The sequence below is a fragment of the Arthrobacter sp. MYb221 genome, from assembly GCF_002979835.1.
Taxonomy (GTDB): domain Bacteria; phylum Actinomycetota; class Actinomycetes; order Actinomycetales; family Micrococcaceae; genus Glutamicibacter.
Genome location: NZ_PCPW01000004.1, coordinates 197,170 through 213,700, shown reverse-complemented (window position 1 = coordinate 213,700; position 16,531 = coordinate 197,170). Strand labels below are relative to the sequence as shown.

10 protein-coding genes are annotated in these 16,531 nt (G+C 67.4%); 3 read left to right on the top strand and 7 right to left on the bottom strand.

Annotated elements, in window-relative coordinates; all coding sequences use genetic code 11:
* Positions 1–15: 15 nt before the first annotated feature.
* Both CQ015_RS07170 and CQ015_RS07165 read left to right on the top strand, forming a co-directional pair.
* Positions 16–1,044, top strand: a complete 1,029-nt coding sequence (locus CQ015_RS07170; protein ID WP_105649706.1) for an RDD family protein — start codon at positions 16–18, stop codon at positions 1,042–1,044.
* Positions 1,041–5,498, top strand: coding sequence for an FtsK/SpoIIIE domain-containing protein (locus CQ015_RS07165; protein WP_105649705.1), 4,458 nt, complete (start codon positions 1,041–1,043; stop codon positions 5,496–5,498). The genes CQ015_RS07170 and CQ015_RS07165 overlap by 4 nt, the downstream gene beginning before the upstream one ends.
* 5 nt (positions 5,499–5,503) lie before the next feature.
* Here the strand turns inward: CQ015_RS07165 and CQ015_RS07160 are convergent, their stop codons facing one another.
* Together CQ015_RS07160 and CQ015_RS07155 are read right to left on the bottom strand one after the other, a co-directional pair.
* Positions 5,504–6,262 carry a hypothetical protein gene (locus tag CQ015_RS07160; RefSeq protein ID WP_181150374.1) on the bottom strand — a complete coding sequence of 253 codons (759 nt, stop codon included), beginning with the start codon at positions 6,260–6,262 and terminating at the stop codon, positions 5,504–5,506.
* Between the two features lie 117 nt (positions 6,263–6,379).
* On the bottom strand, positions 6,380–7,822 hold the full coding sequence (locus CQ015_RS07155) for an amino acid permease (protein ID WP_105649703.1): 1,443 nt from the start codon (positions 7,820–7,822) through the stop codon (positions 6,380–6,382).
* 129 nt (positions 7,823–7,951) lie between these two features.
* Here CQ015_RS07155 and mmuM point away from each other — a divergent pair, with 129 nt between their 5' ends.
* Positions 7,952–8,917: a homocysteine S-methyltransferase gene (gene mmuM / locus CQ015_RS07150; protein WP_258137997.1), complete on the top strand. Its 966-nt coding sequence runs from the start codon at positions 7,952–7,954 to the stop codon at positions 8,915–8,917.
* Between the two features lie 30 nt (positions 8,918–8,947).
* Here the strand turns inward: mmuM and xdhC are convergent, their stop codons facing one another.
* The 5 genes from xdhC to CQ015_RS07125 form a co-directional block, all read right to left on the bottom strand.
* Positions 8,948–9,757, bottom strand: a complete 810-nt coding sequence (gene xdhC / locus CQ015_RS07145) for a xanthine dehydrogenase accessory protein XdhC (RefSeq protein ID WP_105649702.1) — start codon at positions 9,755–9,757, stop codon at positions 8,948–8,950.
* Positions 9,758–9,759: 2 nt separating this feature from the next.
* Positions 9,760–12,114, bottom strand: a complete 2,355-nt coding sequence (gene xdhB, locus CQ015_RS07140) for a xanthine dehydrogenase molybdopterin binding subunit (protein WP_105649701.1) — start codon at positions 12,112–12,114, stop codon at positions 9,760–9,762.
* The gene (locus CQ015_RS07135; RefSeq protein ID WP_105649700.1) at positions 12,111–13,616 is read right to left on the bottom strand and encodes a xanthine dehydrogenase small subunit; all 1,506 of its coding nucleotides are present in this window, start codon (positions 13,614–13,616) and stop codon (positions 12,111–12,113) included. Before CQ015_RS07135 ends, xdhB begins: the two co-directional genes overlap by 4 nt.
* 288 nt (positions 13,617–13,904) lie before the next feature.
* Positions 13,905–15,419 (bottom strand): NCS2 family permease, encoded by a 1,515-nt coding sequence (locus CQ015_RS07130; protein ID WP_105649699.1) that lies wholly within the window; start codon positions 15,417–15,419, stop codon positions 13,905–13,907.
* An 11-nt stretch (positions 15,420–15,430) separates the two neighbouring features.
* Positions 15,431–15,916 (bottom strand): nucleoside deaminase, encoded by a 486-nt coding sequence (locus tag CQ015_RS07125; protein ID WP_105552769.1) that lies wholly within the window; start codon positions 15,914–15,916, stop codon positions 15,431–15,433.
* Between the last annotated feature and the right edge of the window lie 615 nt (positions 15,917–16,531).

Sequence of the window (16,531 nt, the reverse complement as noted above, 5' to 3'; positions counted from 1 at the left end):
ACGTAAAAAGGTCTTATGGACGTCTTCGCACCCTCTCTCGCCAAGGCCCACGAGCTCGGGCTGCGTCCGGCCGAGGCCCGTTTGCGCTTCTGGTCCTATGCGATCGACTACTCGGTGGGGCTCGCCGCGCTGCTCCCGGCCGGCATCGGCTATCTGCTGTACCTGATCACCGGGCAATACTCCACGGTTCCGCTGGTCCTCACCGGCGCCAGCGGCCTGCTGCTGGTTATCTACCTGGTCGTTCTGCTGAGCCTGAACGGCCGCAAGGGCAGTTCCCCGGGCAAGGCCGCGATGCGCCTGCGGGCGGTGCGCCTGGCCGATTTCGCGGCACCGGGATTCCTGCGGATCCTGGCCCTGGCGCTGGTGTTCCTCGGCAGCCAGCTGATCCCGGTGATTGGTCCGCTACTGCTGCTGCTCTCCTGCCTGTTCGACCGCCGGCACCGCCGCGGCTGGCTGGACAAGCTGGCGGGCACCTATGTGATCGATATCCGCAGCGGCATCGATTCCACCAATGAGCGGGTGCTGGCCCGCGCCAAGTACCTGCTCGCCCGCCCGGACCGGGACATCTCCGAGCACCTGCCGGCCTTGGGCACCGCGGCCGTGGAGTCCGATTTCGCCTCGCGTCCCCGGTCCAGTGCCGGGATCGTCGGGGCGCAGAACAGCGACTGGCAAGCCTCGGCCGGCGGCGAGCGGCGCACCGGGCGCCGCGCGGCCCTGGCCTTCGACGACGGCTCCTACATCCCGGTCCCCGCCTCCGGGCTGATCGGCCGCGCCCCGGTGGCCGACGCGGCCCCTTCCGGCTCCCTGCTGATCCCGTTGGCGGACCCCGAGCGGCTGCTGTCCAAGAACCACCTGTCCTTCGGCCGCGACGGCGCGGAGGTGTGGATCATGGATCTGGGCTCCAGCAACGGCACCCAGCTCACCGTCGCCTCCGGCCGGCCGCACAACGTGCCGGCGGGCACCCGCGTGCACGTGCATGACGGGGACTCCGTCCAGATCGGCAGCCGCACCTTCCGCATCACCTCCCAGGAGACCGACAAGTGAAAATCAAGGCCACCCTCAGGCGCCACGACTCCAGCACCGTGGACGTCATCTTGACCTGCGACGCCACCGCCACCGTGGGCGACGCCGCCCGGGCGCTGGCCGGGGACCAAGCCCCGGAGCATGCCACGCTGCTGGCCACCGCGGCCGGCACCGCCTCGGTGCAGCTGGACCCGCAGACCCCGCTGGCCGAGGCGGAACTCGGCTCCGGATTCGCCATCGAGGTGGTTCCGACCACCGACGCCTTCGTCTCCGGCGGCTCGGCCGCCGCGGTGCTGCGCGTGGCCAGCGGGCCCGACGCGGGCATGGCCTTCGCGCTGCCGGCCGGAACCTCGTCGCTGGGGCGCTCGGAGCAGGCCACCGTGGTGCTCAACGACCAGCTGGTCTCCACCCGGCACGCGCGCATCGAGGTGGGCAACAAGATCGAGCTGGTGGACCTGAACTCGGCCAACGGCATCCTGGTGGACGGCGGGCTGGTGCAGCGCCTGGCGGTCATCCCCGGCCAGCTGATCACCCTGGGCGCCACGGATGTCTACTTCGAGCTGCTGCCCGGGCACAGCACGCGCGAATCCCCGGTCTACGAGAAGGGCGGCTCGATCAATTTCAACCGCTCCCCGCGGGTGGAGATCCGCTACCCGGGCCAGGAGCTGCCCCGCCCGGCCATCCCCCAGGAAGCTTCCCCGAAGCTCTTCCCTTGGCCGATGATCTTCGCCCCGCTGATCATGGGGCTGACGATCTTCTCGCTGACCCAGCGCGCCCTGTCGCTGATCGTGGTGCTGGTCTCCCCGCTGATGATGCTCGGCAACCTGATCGGCCAGCGCACGCAGAACAACAACAAGCTGCGCCTGGAGATCGAGACCTTCGAGCGCCAGTTCGAGCAGCTCGAGGACGAGCTGTTCGCCGGGGAGGAAGCCGAACGCACGCACCGGCGCAGCGAAGCGCCGGCCACCGCCACCGTCTACGAGCAGGCCGAGTCGCTCGGCCCGCTGCTCTGGACCCGGCGCCCGGAGCACTGGAATTTCCTCTCGCTGCGCCTGGGTTCCGGCACCGCCCGCAGCCGCAACACCGTCGCGGCGCTCACCGACCGGGCCGGGCTGCAGGAGTACGTGCAGCGGGTGGAGGACCTGACGGAAAAATACCGGATGATCCACGACGTGCCGGTGATCGAGCTGCTGCCCTCCGCCGGGGCCATCGGCATCGCCGGGCCGCGGCTGGAGGCCGCCGACGCGCTGCGCGCGCTGGCGGTGCAGCTCTTCGGCCTGCATGCGCCCAATGACCTGTGCACCGCCGCGCTGATCGACCCGGCCTGGACCGCGGACCTGGAATGGTTCAAATGGCTGCCGCATACCACCGGCCCGCGCTCCCCGCTGGCCCAGATCGCGCTGGCCGATACGCAGACCTCGGGCACCGTGCTGCTCAACGCCCTGGAGGAGCTGATCGCCCAGCGCGCCGGTCCGGCCGCCTACCGGCTGGGGCCGCTGGCGGCCCGGGCCACCTCCATGGAGCTAGGCAAGGACGTCGGGGAAGAAACCTCCAAGGCCCCGCGCGCCAAGGACCTCTCGCTGGTCCTCTTTGTCACCAACGACGCCCCGGTGGACCGCGCCCGGCTCTCGCAGATCATCGAACGCGGGCCGGAGGTGGGGATCTACACGATCTTCGTCGCCCCGACCCGCGAATCCCTGCCGGCGGCCTGCCGCAGCTATCTCGACGTCAGCAACGGGCTGGATGCGGCGACGGTCGGCTGGGTGCGCGCCGGCGAGCAGGCCAGCGAGGTGGCCATGGAGGGGGTCTCCCGCGAGCACGCCGAGCATTTCGCCCGCCGGCTGGCGCCGATCGTGGACTCCAGCTCGCTGATCCCGGACTCCTCGGACATCCCCGATTCGGTCTCCCTGCTGCGCATCCTCGGCACCGACCTGGCCGAGTCCCCGGCCGCGGTGCTCGAACGCTGGCGGCAGAACAATTCGGTGATCGACCGCACCGCGCCAGCCGGGTCGCTGCCGCGGCTCAAGCGCGCCGGCACCCTGCGTGCCTTCATCGGGCAGAGCACCCCGGATGCGATGAGCCTGGATCTGCGCTCCCAGGGACCGCACGCCCTGGTCGGCGGCACCACCGGTTCGGGCAAGTCCGAATTCCTCCAGGCCTGGGTGCTGGCCATGGCCGCGGAATACAGCCCGGACCGGGTCACCTTCCTGTTCGTGGACTACAAGGGCGGCTCGGCATTCGCCGACTGCGTGGACCTGCCGCACTGCGTCGGTCTGGTCACCGACCTCTCCCCGCATCTGGTCCGCCGCGCGCTGCAGAGCCTGCGCGCCGAGCTGCACCACCGCGAGAAGCTCTTCCACCGCAAGAAGGCCAAGGACCTGCTGGAGCTGGAGAAGCGCCAGGACCCGGCGACTCCGCCGGCCCTGGTGCTGGTGGTGGACGAATTCGCCGCCCTGGCCGGGGAGGTCCCGGAGTTCGTGGACGGCGTGGTGGACATCGCCCAGCGCGGCCGTTCGCTGGGCATCCACCTGATCCTGGCTACCCAGCGTCCGGCCGGGGTGATCAAGGACAACCTGCGCGCCAATACCAACCTGCGCGTGGCCCTGCGCATGGCCGACGCCGCGGATTCCAACGACGTGGTGGAGGACCCCATCGCGGCCGGCTTCGACCCCGCGCTGCCCGGGCGCGGCATCGCGAAAACCGGCCCCGGCCGGCTGATCCCCTTCCAGTCCGGCTATGCCGGCGGCTGGACCACCGACGAACCCGAGCGGGCCGAGGTGCGCGTGGAGGACCTGCGCTTCGGCGGCACGCGGATCTGGGAGCAGCCCGAGTCCGCGGCCCCGGATATCGAGGAGAACAGCGGGCCCACCGACCAGAAGCTGCTGGTCACCAGCTTCAGCGCGGCCGCCCGCAGCGCCGCGATCCCGGCCCCGCGGCGCCCCTGGCTCGATGACTTGTCCGCCACCATCGACCTGCGCGAACTGGCTCCGGACTCCGAGAGCCGCATCCCGCTGGCGCTGGCCGACATCCCCGAGCGCCAGGCCCAGGAGACCGCCTATTTCGAACCGGACGCGGACGGGCACCTGCTGATCTACGGCACCTCCGGTTCGGGCAAGTCCGCGGCCCTGCGCAGCATCGCGCTGGCCGCCGGAGCCAATCCTTCGGCCGGTGCCGCGGCGGTGTACGCGCTGGAATTCGGCACCAGCTCGCTGCGCTCGCTCTCCGCGCTGCCGCAGGTGGGCGCGGTGCTCGGCGGAGACGACGTGGAGCGCATCCAGCGCCTCTTCCGGACCCTGGCCGAGCACCTCGATGACCGTTCGGCCCGCTACGCCGCGGCCAATGCCGCGTCGCTGAGCGAATACCGCCAAGTCACCGGGGACCTGTCGGAGCCGCGGATCTTCGTGCTGATCGACGGCTTCGGCCAGTTCCGCGGCGACTGGGAGCTGGGCCACGGACGCGGCGAGTTCTACCAGGTGTTCATGCGGATCGTCGGCGAGGGCCGGCCGCTGGGCGTGCACGTGATCGCCACCGCCGACCGCTTCGGGGCAGTGCCCACCGCGATCAGCGCGAACATCACCCAGCGCGTGGTGCTGCGCATGGCCGACGAGCAGGCCTACAACGTGCTCGGCGTGCCGAAGGACGTGCTGAGCGAGCGCAGCGCCCCGGGGCGAGCCATCATCAAGGGCCACGAGGCGCAGATCGCGGTGCTCGGCGGCACCGCCAACGTCGCCGAGCAGACGGCGCTGACCACCAGCTGGGCCGCGGAACTGCGCGCGGCCGGAGCCCCGGCGGCGGCCGGAATCCAGTCGCTGCCGCAGTCCTTCGAGGCCGCGGCGCTGCCGGACTCCTTCAACGGGCAGCCGGTGATCGGCCTGTCCGATACGACCCTGGGTCCGTGCGGATTCGAAGCGGTGGGCACCTTCGTGGTGGTCGGCCCGCCGCAGAGCGGCAAGACCAACACGCTGCGCGCCATGGTCACGGCCCTGGAGCGCGAGCATCCGGCCACCCAGTTCTTCCACCTCGGCGGGCGCCGCGCCGAGCTGCGCGGCTGGCGGACCTGGCATGGCACGGCCAGCGGGCCGGAGGAAACGCGGCGTTTCGCCAAGGACATGCTGGAGCTGGTCGCGGATGAATCCATGCCGGGCAAGATCGTGTTCGTGGTGGAGAATATCAGCGAGTTCGCCGATTCGGATGCCGAACGCCCGCTGAAGGAGCTGATCAAGGCGGTCAACCGCTCCGACCACTTCCTGCTGGCCGACGGAGACGTCAACCAGTTCTCCTCCAGCTTCGGGCTGCTCGGCGAGCTGAAGTCCGCCCGGCATGGCCTGGCGCTCAAGCCCGACGGCTATGACGGCGACTCGCTCTTCAAGGTGCCTTTCCCGCGGGTCAAGCGCCACGAGTTCCCGCCGGGGCGCGGGTTCATGGTGCAGAACGGGCAGCGCGCGCTGGTGCATATTCCGCTGGTGGAGCGGTAGCCCGGTTAGAACTCGAAGTCCCCGAAGCTTCCTCCGGCACCGCCCAGGAAGTCCCCGAACGCTCCCCCGGCCTGGTCGCCCAAGCCCTCTCCGGCCGCGGAAAACTGTTCGCCGGCCCCGGCGAAGGAATCGGTGAGCCCCTCGGCCGCCGAGCCGAATTCCTCGCCGATCCCCGCGAAGCCATCGAGCAGCGGACCGGCGATCGCGGTGCCGATGAAGGCGCCGGCCACACCGCCCAGCAGGCCGATTCCGAGTCCGCCGGCAGCGCCGGCGGCCATGCCTCCCATGGATTTCCGTCCCGAATCTCCCCGCGAGAGGAGCTTGTCCAAGAAGCCCGGGCGGGACACCTCGGCGCGGGTGGCGGCCCGGGCCAGATCCTCCGGCCGTTGCGAGGCCGGGCGCTCTGCGGCCGGCAACTGCTCGGCCAGCTCGGCGTGCAGCAGCTCGCGCTGCGGGGCAGTCAACCGGGCGAAAGCCTCGGTGTGGGCGCGTTCCATATCCTGCGGCGGCGCGGTGCGCAGCATGTAGCGGTATTTCTCGATCGCCGCCTGGTCCTCGCGTGAGGCGCCCTGGCTACCGGCCGGCCGCGGTTGCGCCGCGCTTGGCTGGTTCGGGTAGTTCCGGTTTTCGTACCCGGCGTGGCTGCGCGGGCCGCGCGGATCCTGCTGGTTGTTTCGCTGGCCGGTGGTGCTGCGCTGGTTCAGCTGTTCCCGGACATACTCGCCGGCCAGCTGCTTTCCCTTGCGCAATAGCTTGTCGAACATCGCCACAACGTCCTCATTTCCTTGGTGGGTCGCGGCACGATTTACGCCCGCCTTGGCCCCGTTAAACTCCCCAGAGCCGCGCAGAGTTCCCGTGCCCGGCGTTTTCACAGCGCCCGCTCAGCGCGCCGGGGTGAACACACCGGCCCCGTGGCGCCAGCGGTAGTAGCCCAGGCACAGCAAGGTGAAGGGCACACCGAACCAGAGGGCCGGGCGCTGCACGGGATCGAAGGCCACGCCGACCAGCGAGGCGCCCAGCAGAAGCAGGGCAAGGATCGGAAGCAGCGGGAACAGCGGGGCCCGGTAGGGCAGCGAATCGGTGCCGCCATGCAGCGCCACATGGTGCCGGCGGAAGGACAGGTGCGAAGCGCAGATCACGATCCACACCGCCACCACCGCGAACCCGGAGATCGAGACCAGCGCCAGGAACAGCGAGTCGGCGGCGATGACCCCGGAGAGCAGGGAGGCCAAACCGCCCAGCAGCGACAGGCACAGCGCCAGCATCGGCACGCCGCGGCGGTTGGTTTTCGAGAGCGCCGCCGGGGCTTGGCCCGCGGCGCCCATGGCGTGCAGCATCCGGGCGCAGGAATACAGCCCGGAGTTCCCCGCGGAGAGCAGCGCCGTGATGATCACGAAGTTCATGATGTCGGCCCCGGCCGGCAGCCCGGCGGCATCCAGCACCGTGACGAACGGGCTCTCGTTTGCGCCCGCCTCGGCGAAGGGGATGATCGCGGCGATCACCACGATGGCGCCGATGAAGAACACCGCCAGGCGCACCACCGCGGTGCGGATGGCCCGCGGGATGCTCAGTTCCGGGTTCTTGGCCTCGCCGGCGGCCACACCGATCAGCTCCGTGCCGCTGAAGGCATAGAACACGGCCAGGATGGTGACCAGCACGCCGCTGATCCCCGTCGGGAACAGCCCGTCGCCGGTGGCGAAGTTCGAGAATCCGAGCGGTCCCGCGTCGCTGGCCGGGTTGATGCCGAAGATCGTGGCCGCGCCGACCACGATCATGAGCACCACGGCGGCCACCTTGATCAGCGAGAACCAGAATTCGGTTTCGGCGAAGACCTTCGAGGACACCGCATTCAGCGCGAACAGCAGGGCGGCGAAGATCAGGGCGAACACCGCGACCGGCACCGTGGGGAACCAGCGTTGCATGAGGATGCCCGAGGCGGTGAACTCGCTGGCCAGCGCCACCGCCCAGCACATCCAGTACAGCCAGGCCGTGGTGAAACCCCAGGCCGGGCCAAGGTCTCGGGTGGCATGGGCGTGGAACCCGCCGGCCACCGGATGGCGTGCGGACAGCTCCCCGAGCCCGCTCATCACCATATAGGCCACCAGCGCGCCCACCGCGTAGGCCAGCACGGCGCCCAGCGGTCCGGCCTGCGCAATCGTGTAGCCCGAAGAGACGAACAATCCCGAGCCGATCACCCCGCCCAGGGCGATCATCACCAGGTGGCGTGAGGTCATGGTTCGGCGCAGCCCGGATTCCCCGGGCGAAACGCCCGGAGTAGCGCGGGCGGAAGGCTGCTGCGCCGGCGGCGCATTGAGCTCGGTCATGGGGCTCCTTCTGGAATGAATGCGTTTGAAGGATATCTGCCGTGCCCCCTGCTCCGCGCAGGCCTTGTCATGGCCTGTCACAGGCCGTCATAATCGGTCATCAGGCTGTCACCGGGTTACCCTCGGAAAGTGAAAAATCCCAGTGAAACCCTCAATTTCCGCGAGGCGCTGAGCGCCGCCGACAGCGCGCCGCTGCTGCTGGACGGCGGGCTCGGCACCCATCTGGCGCAGCGCGGCAATGACGTGAGCGGGGAGCTGTGGTCCGCGCAGATCCTCAAGGACCGTCCCGAGGAGGTCCGCGCCGCGCATGCCGACTTCTTCGCCGCCGGCGCGCAGCTGGCCACCACCTGCTCCTACCAGGTCAGCATCGATGGCCTGGCGAACGCCAGCGGCGGTGCGGGCACGGAGCAGGTCGCCGCCCAAGCCGAGGAGCTGCTGCGCACCAGCGTGCGGCTGGCCCGCGAAGCGGCGAACGGTTCACCGGCGCGCTGGGTCGCCGCCTCGGTGGGACCCTACGGCGCCGGTCCGGGGGCTGGCACCGAATACGACGGGGCCTACGGGCTCGAAGTCGCCGAGCTGGCCGACTGGCACCGCGGGCGCCTGCGGGTCCTGGCCGAGACCGGGGCGGACGTGCTGATCTGTGAAACCGTGCCGAGCCTGGCCGAAGTCCAGGCGCTGGCCGGTGAGGTGGCCGGGTTGGGCCTGCCGGTCATGCTCAGCCTCGCGGTGCGCACCGCCGCGGACGGACAGCTGGTGCTCGGAGACGGCAGCGACCTGCGCGAGGCGGCGCGGATCGCCAACGACTCCGGCGTCTTTGCCGCCCTCGGGGTGAATTGCTGCCCGGTGCCCGTGGCCGTCTCGGCCCTGAGGTTGTTGCGCGAGCTGACGGACCTTCCGCTGCTGGCCTACCCGAACAGCGGCGAGATTTGGGACCGCGCGGCCCGAGCCTGGATTCCGGGGACCTCGGGCACCGATCTGCCCGGAGCGGTGCCGGAACTGATCGCCGCCGGCGCACGCATTATCGGCGGGTGCTGCCAGGTCGGCCCCGAGCAGATCACCCGGGTCGGCAGCGAACTTCGGCGCGTCCAGGGCTGATGCCGGTGGCCGGCGGCGGATCAAATGATCTCAGGCATGCACCTTGGGGCTGGAATTGATCCTTGCCAGCAGCTCGGCGGCCACGCTGACTGCGATAACCGCCGGCTGCTTGCCCGAGACCTCGGCCAAGCCGATGGGGCATTGGATCTGCTGGATTTTCGCCTCGCCGTGACCGCTGGCGGCCAGGTTCTTCCGGAAGCGGGCCCATTTGGCCTTCGAGCCGATCAGCCCGATCGATCCGAGCCCCGGATGCCGCAAGGCCGCATCGCACAAGTGGAAATCCTCGGCATGGTCGTGGGTCATGATCAGCACGTGGGCGCCTTCCGGAAGGCAGCTCAACACCTGCTCGCCCAGCACCGCCACCTGCGCATGCACACGGGCCACGCCGGGTTCCATAGCCGCCAGCGACTGGAGGAACTCGGGACGCGAGTCGGTCAAATGCAATTCCAGCTCATGCCGGGAGAGGATGCGGGCAAGTTCCATTCCCACGTTGCCGATCCCGAAGATCGCCACGGTGGCCGGCACCGGCAAAGGCTCCAGCAGCAGGCTCACCTCTCCCCCGCAGCATTGGCGCCCGTATTTTGCCGGGGCCTTGTCGTTCAGCCGCAGGCTCATGTCCTGCGGCTGGCTTTCGCCCTGCGCGAGCATCTCGCGGGCCCGTTCCATGGCCGCCATCTCCAGATTGCCGCCGCCGATGGTGCCGAAGATTTCTTCCTTTGCGATCACCATCTTCGCGCCGGCTTCACGCGGGGCATGGCCGCGCACGGCGGTGACGGTGACCAGCACCGCCGCGCGCCGCTCATTGCGCAGTGCCGTCACCGCTTCGATCCAGGACAGCATGGCTAGCGCACCTTTTCCTCGATCAGGCTCGGCTCGCGCACGGATTCAATGGCCCAGAACACCGCCTCCGGTGTGGCCGGCGAGGCCAGCTGCACCGAGCAGCCGGCCGGGCCGAATTCGGCCACCGCCTGCCGCAGCGCCTCGCGCACCGAGAAGGCCAGCATCAGCGGCGGTTCGCCGACCGCCTTGGAACCGTACACCGCGCCCTCCTCGTGGGCCTTGTCCAGCAACGAAACGTTGAATTCCTCGGGCATCTCGGAAAAGCTGGGGATCTTGTAGGTGCTCGCGGCCTGGGTGGCCACTCGTCCACGCCCCGGACCATCCGAGGTATCCCAGCGCAGGTCTTCGAGGGTCAGCCACCCGGCGCCCTGCACGAAACCGCCTTCAATCTGCCCCAGATCCACCAGCGGCGAGAGCGAGTCTCCCACGTCGTGGACGATGTCCACTCGGGCCAGGGTGTAGGACCCGTCAAAGCGGCTGACCTCCACCTCGCTGGCGGCCACCCCGTAGGCGAAGTACTTGAACGGGGTGCCGGACATCTGGCTCAGGTCCCAGTGCAGCCCCTCGGTACGGTAGAACCCGGCGGCCGAGAGTTGGATGCGCTGGAAGTAGGCGTCCCGCACGGTTTCTTCCCAGCTCAGCTCCTGGCTCTTGCCCAGTGCGGTGATCTTTCCGTTGCCGAAACGCACCTCATGCGCCGGAACGCCAAGCTTGCCGGCGGCGACCTGCGCCAGCCGGGCCTGGATCTGCTCGCAAGCGTCCTTCACGGCCCCGCCATTGATATCGCTGCCGGAGCTGGCGGCGGTGGCCGAGGTATTGGGCACCTTGTCTGTGCGGGTTGGCGCGATGCGCACCGCGGACAGCGGCACTCCCAAGGTGGTGGCCGCGACCTGCAGCATCTTGGTATGCAGCCCTTGGCCCATCTCGGTGCCGCCGTGGTTCACCAGCACCGAGCCGTCCTTGTAGACCAGCACCAGGGCGCCGCCCTGGTTGAAGGCGGTGAGGTTGAAGGAGATCCCGAACTTCACCGGGGTGAGTGCCAGAGCGCGTTTGGTGTTCTCATTGCGCGCGTTGAATTCGCTGATTTGCGCCTCGCGCTGGGTGATCTGGGCGGAATCCAGGACCTGCTGCCAGGCCGCGTCGAGCCGTTCGGGATGGCGCACCGGCTGATAGTACGGGGTGTCCTGACCCTGCGCGTAGAAGTTGCGCCGGCGCAGCTCGCGGGCAGCGATCCCCAGCTTGGGGGCGACCCGGCCCAGGATATCCTCCATCACCAGCATGCCCTGCGGCCCGCCAAAGCCGCGGAATGCGGTCTGCGAGGTCTTATGGCATTTGGCAATCCGTCCGCGCACCCGGATATTCGGGACCCAGTAGCCGTTGTCGATATGGCACATCGCACGGGTAAGCACCGGTTCGGACAGATCCAGGCTCCATCCGCCGTCCGCGGTGAGGCCGGCATCCAAGGCCAGGATCTTGCCCTGCGCGTCGAAGCCGATCTTCCAGGTCGCGTAGAACCCGTGGCGCTTGCCGGTCATGGTCATATCCAGGGTGCGGTTCAAGCGAACCCGCACCGGACGCCCGGTGAGCACCGCGCCCAGCGCGGCGAGCGCCGCGTAGCCGTGCGGCTGCATTTCCTTGCCGCCGAACCCGCCGCCCATCCGCAATACCTGCACCGTCACCTCATGGGCCGGGATGCCGAGCACATGGGAGACGATATCTTGGGTTTCGGTGGGGTGCTGGGTGGAGCAATGAATCAATATCTGGCCGGACTCGTCAACCAGGGCGAGCGAGTTCTGCGTCTCAAGATAAAAATGCTCCTGGCCGGAGAATTCGAAGTCCCCTTCAAAGACATGTGCCGCGTCGGCGAAGGCCCCGGAAATATCCCCCTTGTCGATGGTGGGCTTGATCCCGTGGAAGCTCTGGGCGGCAATGGCCTCCTTGATGGTGATCAGCGAGGCAAGCGGCTCGTAGTCCACCTTGACCGCCCCCGCCCCGGCCTTGGCGGCTTCCAGATCTTCGCCGAGCACCCAGGCCACCGGTTGGCCGTAGAACATCACCTCGTCGACCGGAAGCATGGGTTCGTCGCGTTTGGCGCCCTGGTCGTTAACCCCCGGGATATCGGCGGCGGTAATCACCCGCACCACCCCGGGAATTGCGCTGGCGCCGCTGGTATCGAGGCCCAGGATCTTCGCGTGGGCTTCGGCGGACTGCACCGGGTAGGCGTGGAGCACGCCGGTGAGCCGCTGCGCCAGATCATCGGTGTAGCGCGCGGTGCCGGTGACGTGTTCGGCCGCGGATTCGTGGCGCTGGCGCTGGCCGACTACGGGCGATTCCGGGCGTTGTGAAAGCTGGCTCATGAGATTTGCTCCCCCTTTGCTGCGTTGGTGCAGGCGAGCTGTTCGGCGAAGAAACGCTCCAGCGAGGACTTCAGCATCGCCTTTCGATAACTTGAGCTGGCCCGGTGGTCATCCATGGGGGTGCCCTCCTGCGCCATCTGCTCGGCGGCCGCATGGATGGTCGCCAAGCACCACTCTTTGCCTTCCAAGGCGGTTTCGGTGGCGGTAGCTCGCAGCGGAGTGGCGGCCACTCCGCCCAAGCCGATGCGGGCCTTGGTGATGTAGTTGTTTTCCACGCTCACCGCATAGCCGATGGCCACCGAAGAGATATCGTCAAAGCGTCGTTTGGAGATCTTTTGGAAGCTGGTCAGGGCCGCCAGCGGCAGCGGGATGCGGATCGCGGTGATCAGTTCCCCGGCGGCGCGCACCGTCTGCCGGTACCCGGTGAAGTACTGTGCCAAGGGCACGATGCGGCTGCCCGAGGCGCTGCCCAGCACGAGGTCCGCTTCCAGCGCCAGCAGCGCCGGCGGGGTATCCCCGATCGGCGAACCGGTGCCCAAATTGCCGCCGAGGGTGGCGCCATTTCGGATGAGCCGGGAGGCGAACTGCGGGAAGAGCTGGCCGAGCAACGGGATCTTGCCGGCCAGAAGACGTTCGAGTTCGCTCAGCGTGCAGGCGGCGCCGAGTTCGATATAGTCTTCGCCGAAGTGAATTTGGCGCAACTCGGCAAGCCGGTCGATGGCCAGCACCGAGCGGGCCCGCGCACCTTTGATATTGACCTCGACGCCCCAGTCGGTGCCTCCGGCCACGAGCAGGGTTTCGGGTTCCTCGGCCAGGATGCCAAAGGCCGCGTCCAGGCTGGCCGGGCGCCGGAAGCGACCGGTGCTTCCGGTGGGGGTGTCCACCCGCGTGATATCGGTGGACACCGCCGCCGGTGCGGCTTGCCCTCGCCGGGTGGCAAGCTCATCTTGTGCATCCGGTGCACCCAAGGCATAGGCCGCGTCACGAATGGGTCGATACCCGGTGCAGCGGCACAAGTTGCCAGAGAGCGAATGCAGATCGAATCCATTGGGTCCGCACCGGTGCTCCTCGCCGTGCTCCGCGATGACTGCGGTATTGGCGATTCGCTCCGGGCGGTAGTATTCGGCGGCCATGGAGCAGACGAATCCGGGGGTGCAATAACCGCACTGGGATCCGCCGCGATTGGCCATCTCCTCCTGCACCGGATGCAGGTTTTCCACGCTGCCCAGGCCTTCGGAAGTGATGACTTCCTGCCCGTCGAGCGATGCGGCCGGCAGCAGGCAGGCATTCAACGCCGTCCAGCGGGTCCCCTGCCTGTCGCTGCGGGCCACGAGGATCGAGCAGGCGCCGCATTCGCCCTCCGCGCATCCCTCCTTGCACCCGATGAGCCCTTCGCCACGCAGGAAATCCAGCGCGTTGGTATGCGGCGGGCCATCGAATTCACGGATGGTTCCGTTGACGGTTATTTGGCAGCTCGATTTTTCCGTTGTCTCGGCGGTCATGCCGCTGACACCTCCTGCACCTGAGAGCTCAGGCGCACTATGAATGATTTGGATGGTTGACTAGTTTCCGCCGGGGCCCAGCCCCGGGGAAACGCTCGATGAGCTACGCGCGGAGGGCAGCCCTCCGCGCGCGGCGACGATTAGTCTCCGTGCGCGATCTGGCCCTTGGACCAGGCAACACAACCAGCCATGATTAGCCTCCAAATTTCGGATCATGGAAAATCAAGTTCATTCATTCTAAGTGAAGTGCATCACAGCAACTAATGTCAACTTTTATTCATCACCTGCTCAGCCAAGCAGGGCGGTGATCGGCCCGCGGGCGAAGTAGACCAAGAACCCGGCGGCAACCACCCACATCAGCGGGTGAATCTTCTTGTAGCGGCCGGCCGCGGTATTCACCACGACCCATGCGATGAACCCGGCCCCGATGCCATTGGCGATGGAGTAGGTCAGCGGCATGGTGATCAGCGTCAGGAAGGCGGGCAGGGCCGAGGAGAATCGCTTGAAATTGATCTCGCGGATCTGCGCGCACATCATGGTGCCGACCAGCACCAGCGCCGCGGCGGCCACCTCGATGGGCACCACCGAGGTCAGCGGCGTGAAGAACATCGACCCCAGGAACAACGCCCCGGTAACCACGGAGGCCAAGCCGGTGCGCGCCCCTTCCCCGATGCCGGCGGCCGAATCCACATACACGGTATTCGAGGATGAGGACCCCATGCCGCCGGCGACCGCACCCAGGCCTTCCACCACAAATGCGGCCTTGAGCCTCGGGAAGGTGCCGTCCTTTTTCGCAAGGCCCGCATTTTTGGCCAGCCCGGTCATGGTTCCCATGGCATCAAAGAAATTCGTGAACACCAGGGTGAAGACCAGCATCGTCGCCGCGAGCGCACCGATGCGGGAGAAGGAACCGAAGAGATCGAAGTCGCCGGCCAGCGACATGTCCGGCAGCGCGACCACCTGCCCCTGGAGCACCGGGATGTTCAGATGCCAGCCGTGCGGGTTATCCGCGCTGCCCGCACCGATCTTGAAGACCAGCTCCGCAGCGACGGCCAGCACGGTGGAGACCACGATGCCGATCAGGATCGCGCCTTGCACTCCACGGGCTACCAGCGCGCCCATGATCAGCAACCCAATCACAAAGATCATCGTCGGGATCGACACGATCGATCCGCCATCTCCCAGCTGGACCGGAGGACCTGCGGGTGTGCGGGTGACAAAGCCGGAGTCCACGAACCCGATGAAGGTAATGAACAGGCCAATGCCCACCGTAATCGCGGCCTTCAGGTCCTTCGGGATCGCGCGGAAGATGGCGGTTCGAATGCCCGTCATTCCGAAGATCACAATCAGCACGCCGTTGATCACCACCAGCCCCATGGCTTCGGCCCAGGTGACCTCCTGGATGACCGAGACCGCGAGGAAGGAGTTAATGCCCAAGCCGGCGGCCAGCCCAAAGGGCAGGTTGGCGATCACCCCGAACATGATGGTCATGACCCCGGCGGTCAGCCCGGTCATGGCCCCGACCTGCGCTGCCGGCAGCCAGGTTCCGGCGACATCCACCGGTGCGGCGTCGGCGCTGAATCCGCCGAGGATCAAGGGATTGAGAATGACGATGTAGGCCATCGTGAAGAACGTGACGATTCCACCGCGAAATTCCCGCGCGAGCGTGGAACCACGTTCGCTGATCCGGAAGTACGCATCAAGCAGATTGCGTGGACCGCCGGGGCGCGCTTGCAGACTACCCGGCTTGGCTGCATTGCCCGTTTTTTTCGGTTCGGATTGCGGGCGACTTGTCATAGTCATGGCCCGGTCCCCTAATAGTCCGTCCGGGTCTCTAGCGAGTCCCATTCTTGGAAAGGCTTCAAATGCTCCTTGCTGGCGCTCTGGAAACAATCCACCGGCATCAGCGCGCGGCTGGAATTGGGTTCAAAGTATTCGTAGAACACCGCATCATCAAAGCCAGCGTCGGTGGCGTCGTGCCGGTTGGCGGCGAAGTAGACCTTGTCGATGCGCGCCCACAGCGAGGTGGCCAGGCACATCGGGCACGGCTCGCAGCTGCTGTAGAGCACGCATCCGCTCAGGTCGAAGGTGCCCAGCGCGGCGGCCGCGTTGCGGATGGCCACCACCTCGGCATGGGCGGAGGGGTCGTTGTTCGCGGTGACGCGGTTGACTCCCTCGAAGATCTGCCCCGAGGCAGAGACAACAACGGCTCCGAAAGGACCTCCGTTGTTGCGGACATTGGTGGTGGCAATATCGATGGCCATCGAAAGATAGTCTTGGCCAGTGGTAGTAACGCTCATCGCGTGGCTCCTCATGCTTCGGACAAGCCAGCCGAACGGTCCCGTTTATCTCGGGCGCCGACCGTACTCATCTGCTGAAATAGATCAGTTGCACGCCCGGTAGATAGCGACCCAGAGGTGGGTGCCCGCCATAGACAGCTACGAGATTATCAACGGAATGTGACCTGCGCAACACTTTTTTGAAATAGCTTTTTCGCATCATGAACATTTTGCCTGCCCGGATTCCACCCCGTTTCGGCACCGACAAGTGCCGATGGCCAGCAGCGGCGGAAGCTGGAGGAAGCAAAGAAATCGGCAAAAACCTTGCGCCTCGGCCCGCCAGGGAAGGCGGGTCAATCGACGAAGCAAATGCGGCAACTGCGCTGCCGGCCGACTTCCGAGGTCAAAGTCGGTCGAAGTGATGCGGGTCAACGCGATCCAAGGTATTCTCGACTGAGAATCACTTGTCTCTTGCCGGCGCCCCTTTGGCGACATCGAATTTTCGCCGCGGACCATCGGCGGCCAGGCCTCAAGAATTCAAAGATGACCTACCACCTCGGTAGCTTCGCATATTGCGCGGATGCAGTCTTCCCCTGCCAATAGCTTGAAGTCACCCAATCAGTACTTTTTCAGGAG

Coding starts and splice junctions, on each gene's coding strand:
- CQ015_RS07130 (WP_105649699.1), bottom strand. CDS start 15,419: ATGACTATGACAAGTCGCCCGCAATCCGAACCGAAAAAAACGGGCAAT.
- CQ015_RS07125 (WP_105552769.1), bottom strand. CDS start 15,916: ATGAGCGTTACTACCACTGGCCAAGACTATCTTTCGATGGCCATCGAT.
- xdhB (WP_105649701.1), bottom strand. CDS start 12,114: ATGAGCCAGCTTTCACAACGCCCGGAATCGCCCGTAGTCGGCCAGCGC.
- xdhC (WP_105649702.1), bottom strand. CDS start 9,757: ATGCTGTCCTGGATCGAAGCGGTGACGGCACTGCGCAATGAGCGGCGC.
- CQ015_RS07155 (WP_105649703.1), bottom strand. CDS start 7,822: ATGACCGAGCTCAATGCGCCGCCGGCGCAGCAGCCTTCCGCCCGCGCT.
- CQ015_RS07160 (WP_181150374.1), bottom strand. CDS start 6,262: ATGTTCGACAAGCTATTGCGCAAGGGAAAGCAGCTGGCCGGCGAGTAT.
- CQ015_RS07135 (WP_105649700.1), bottom strand. CDS start 13,616: ATGACCGCCGAGACAACGGAAAAATCGAGCTGCCAAATAACCGTCAAC.
- CQ015_RS07170 (WP_105649706.1), top strand. CDS start 16: ATGGACGTCTTCGCACCCTCTCTCGCCAAGGCCCACGAGCTCGGGCTG.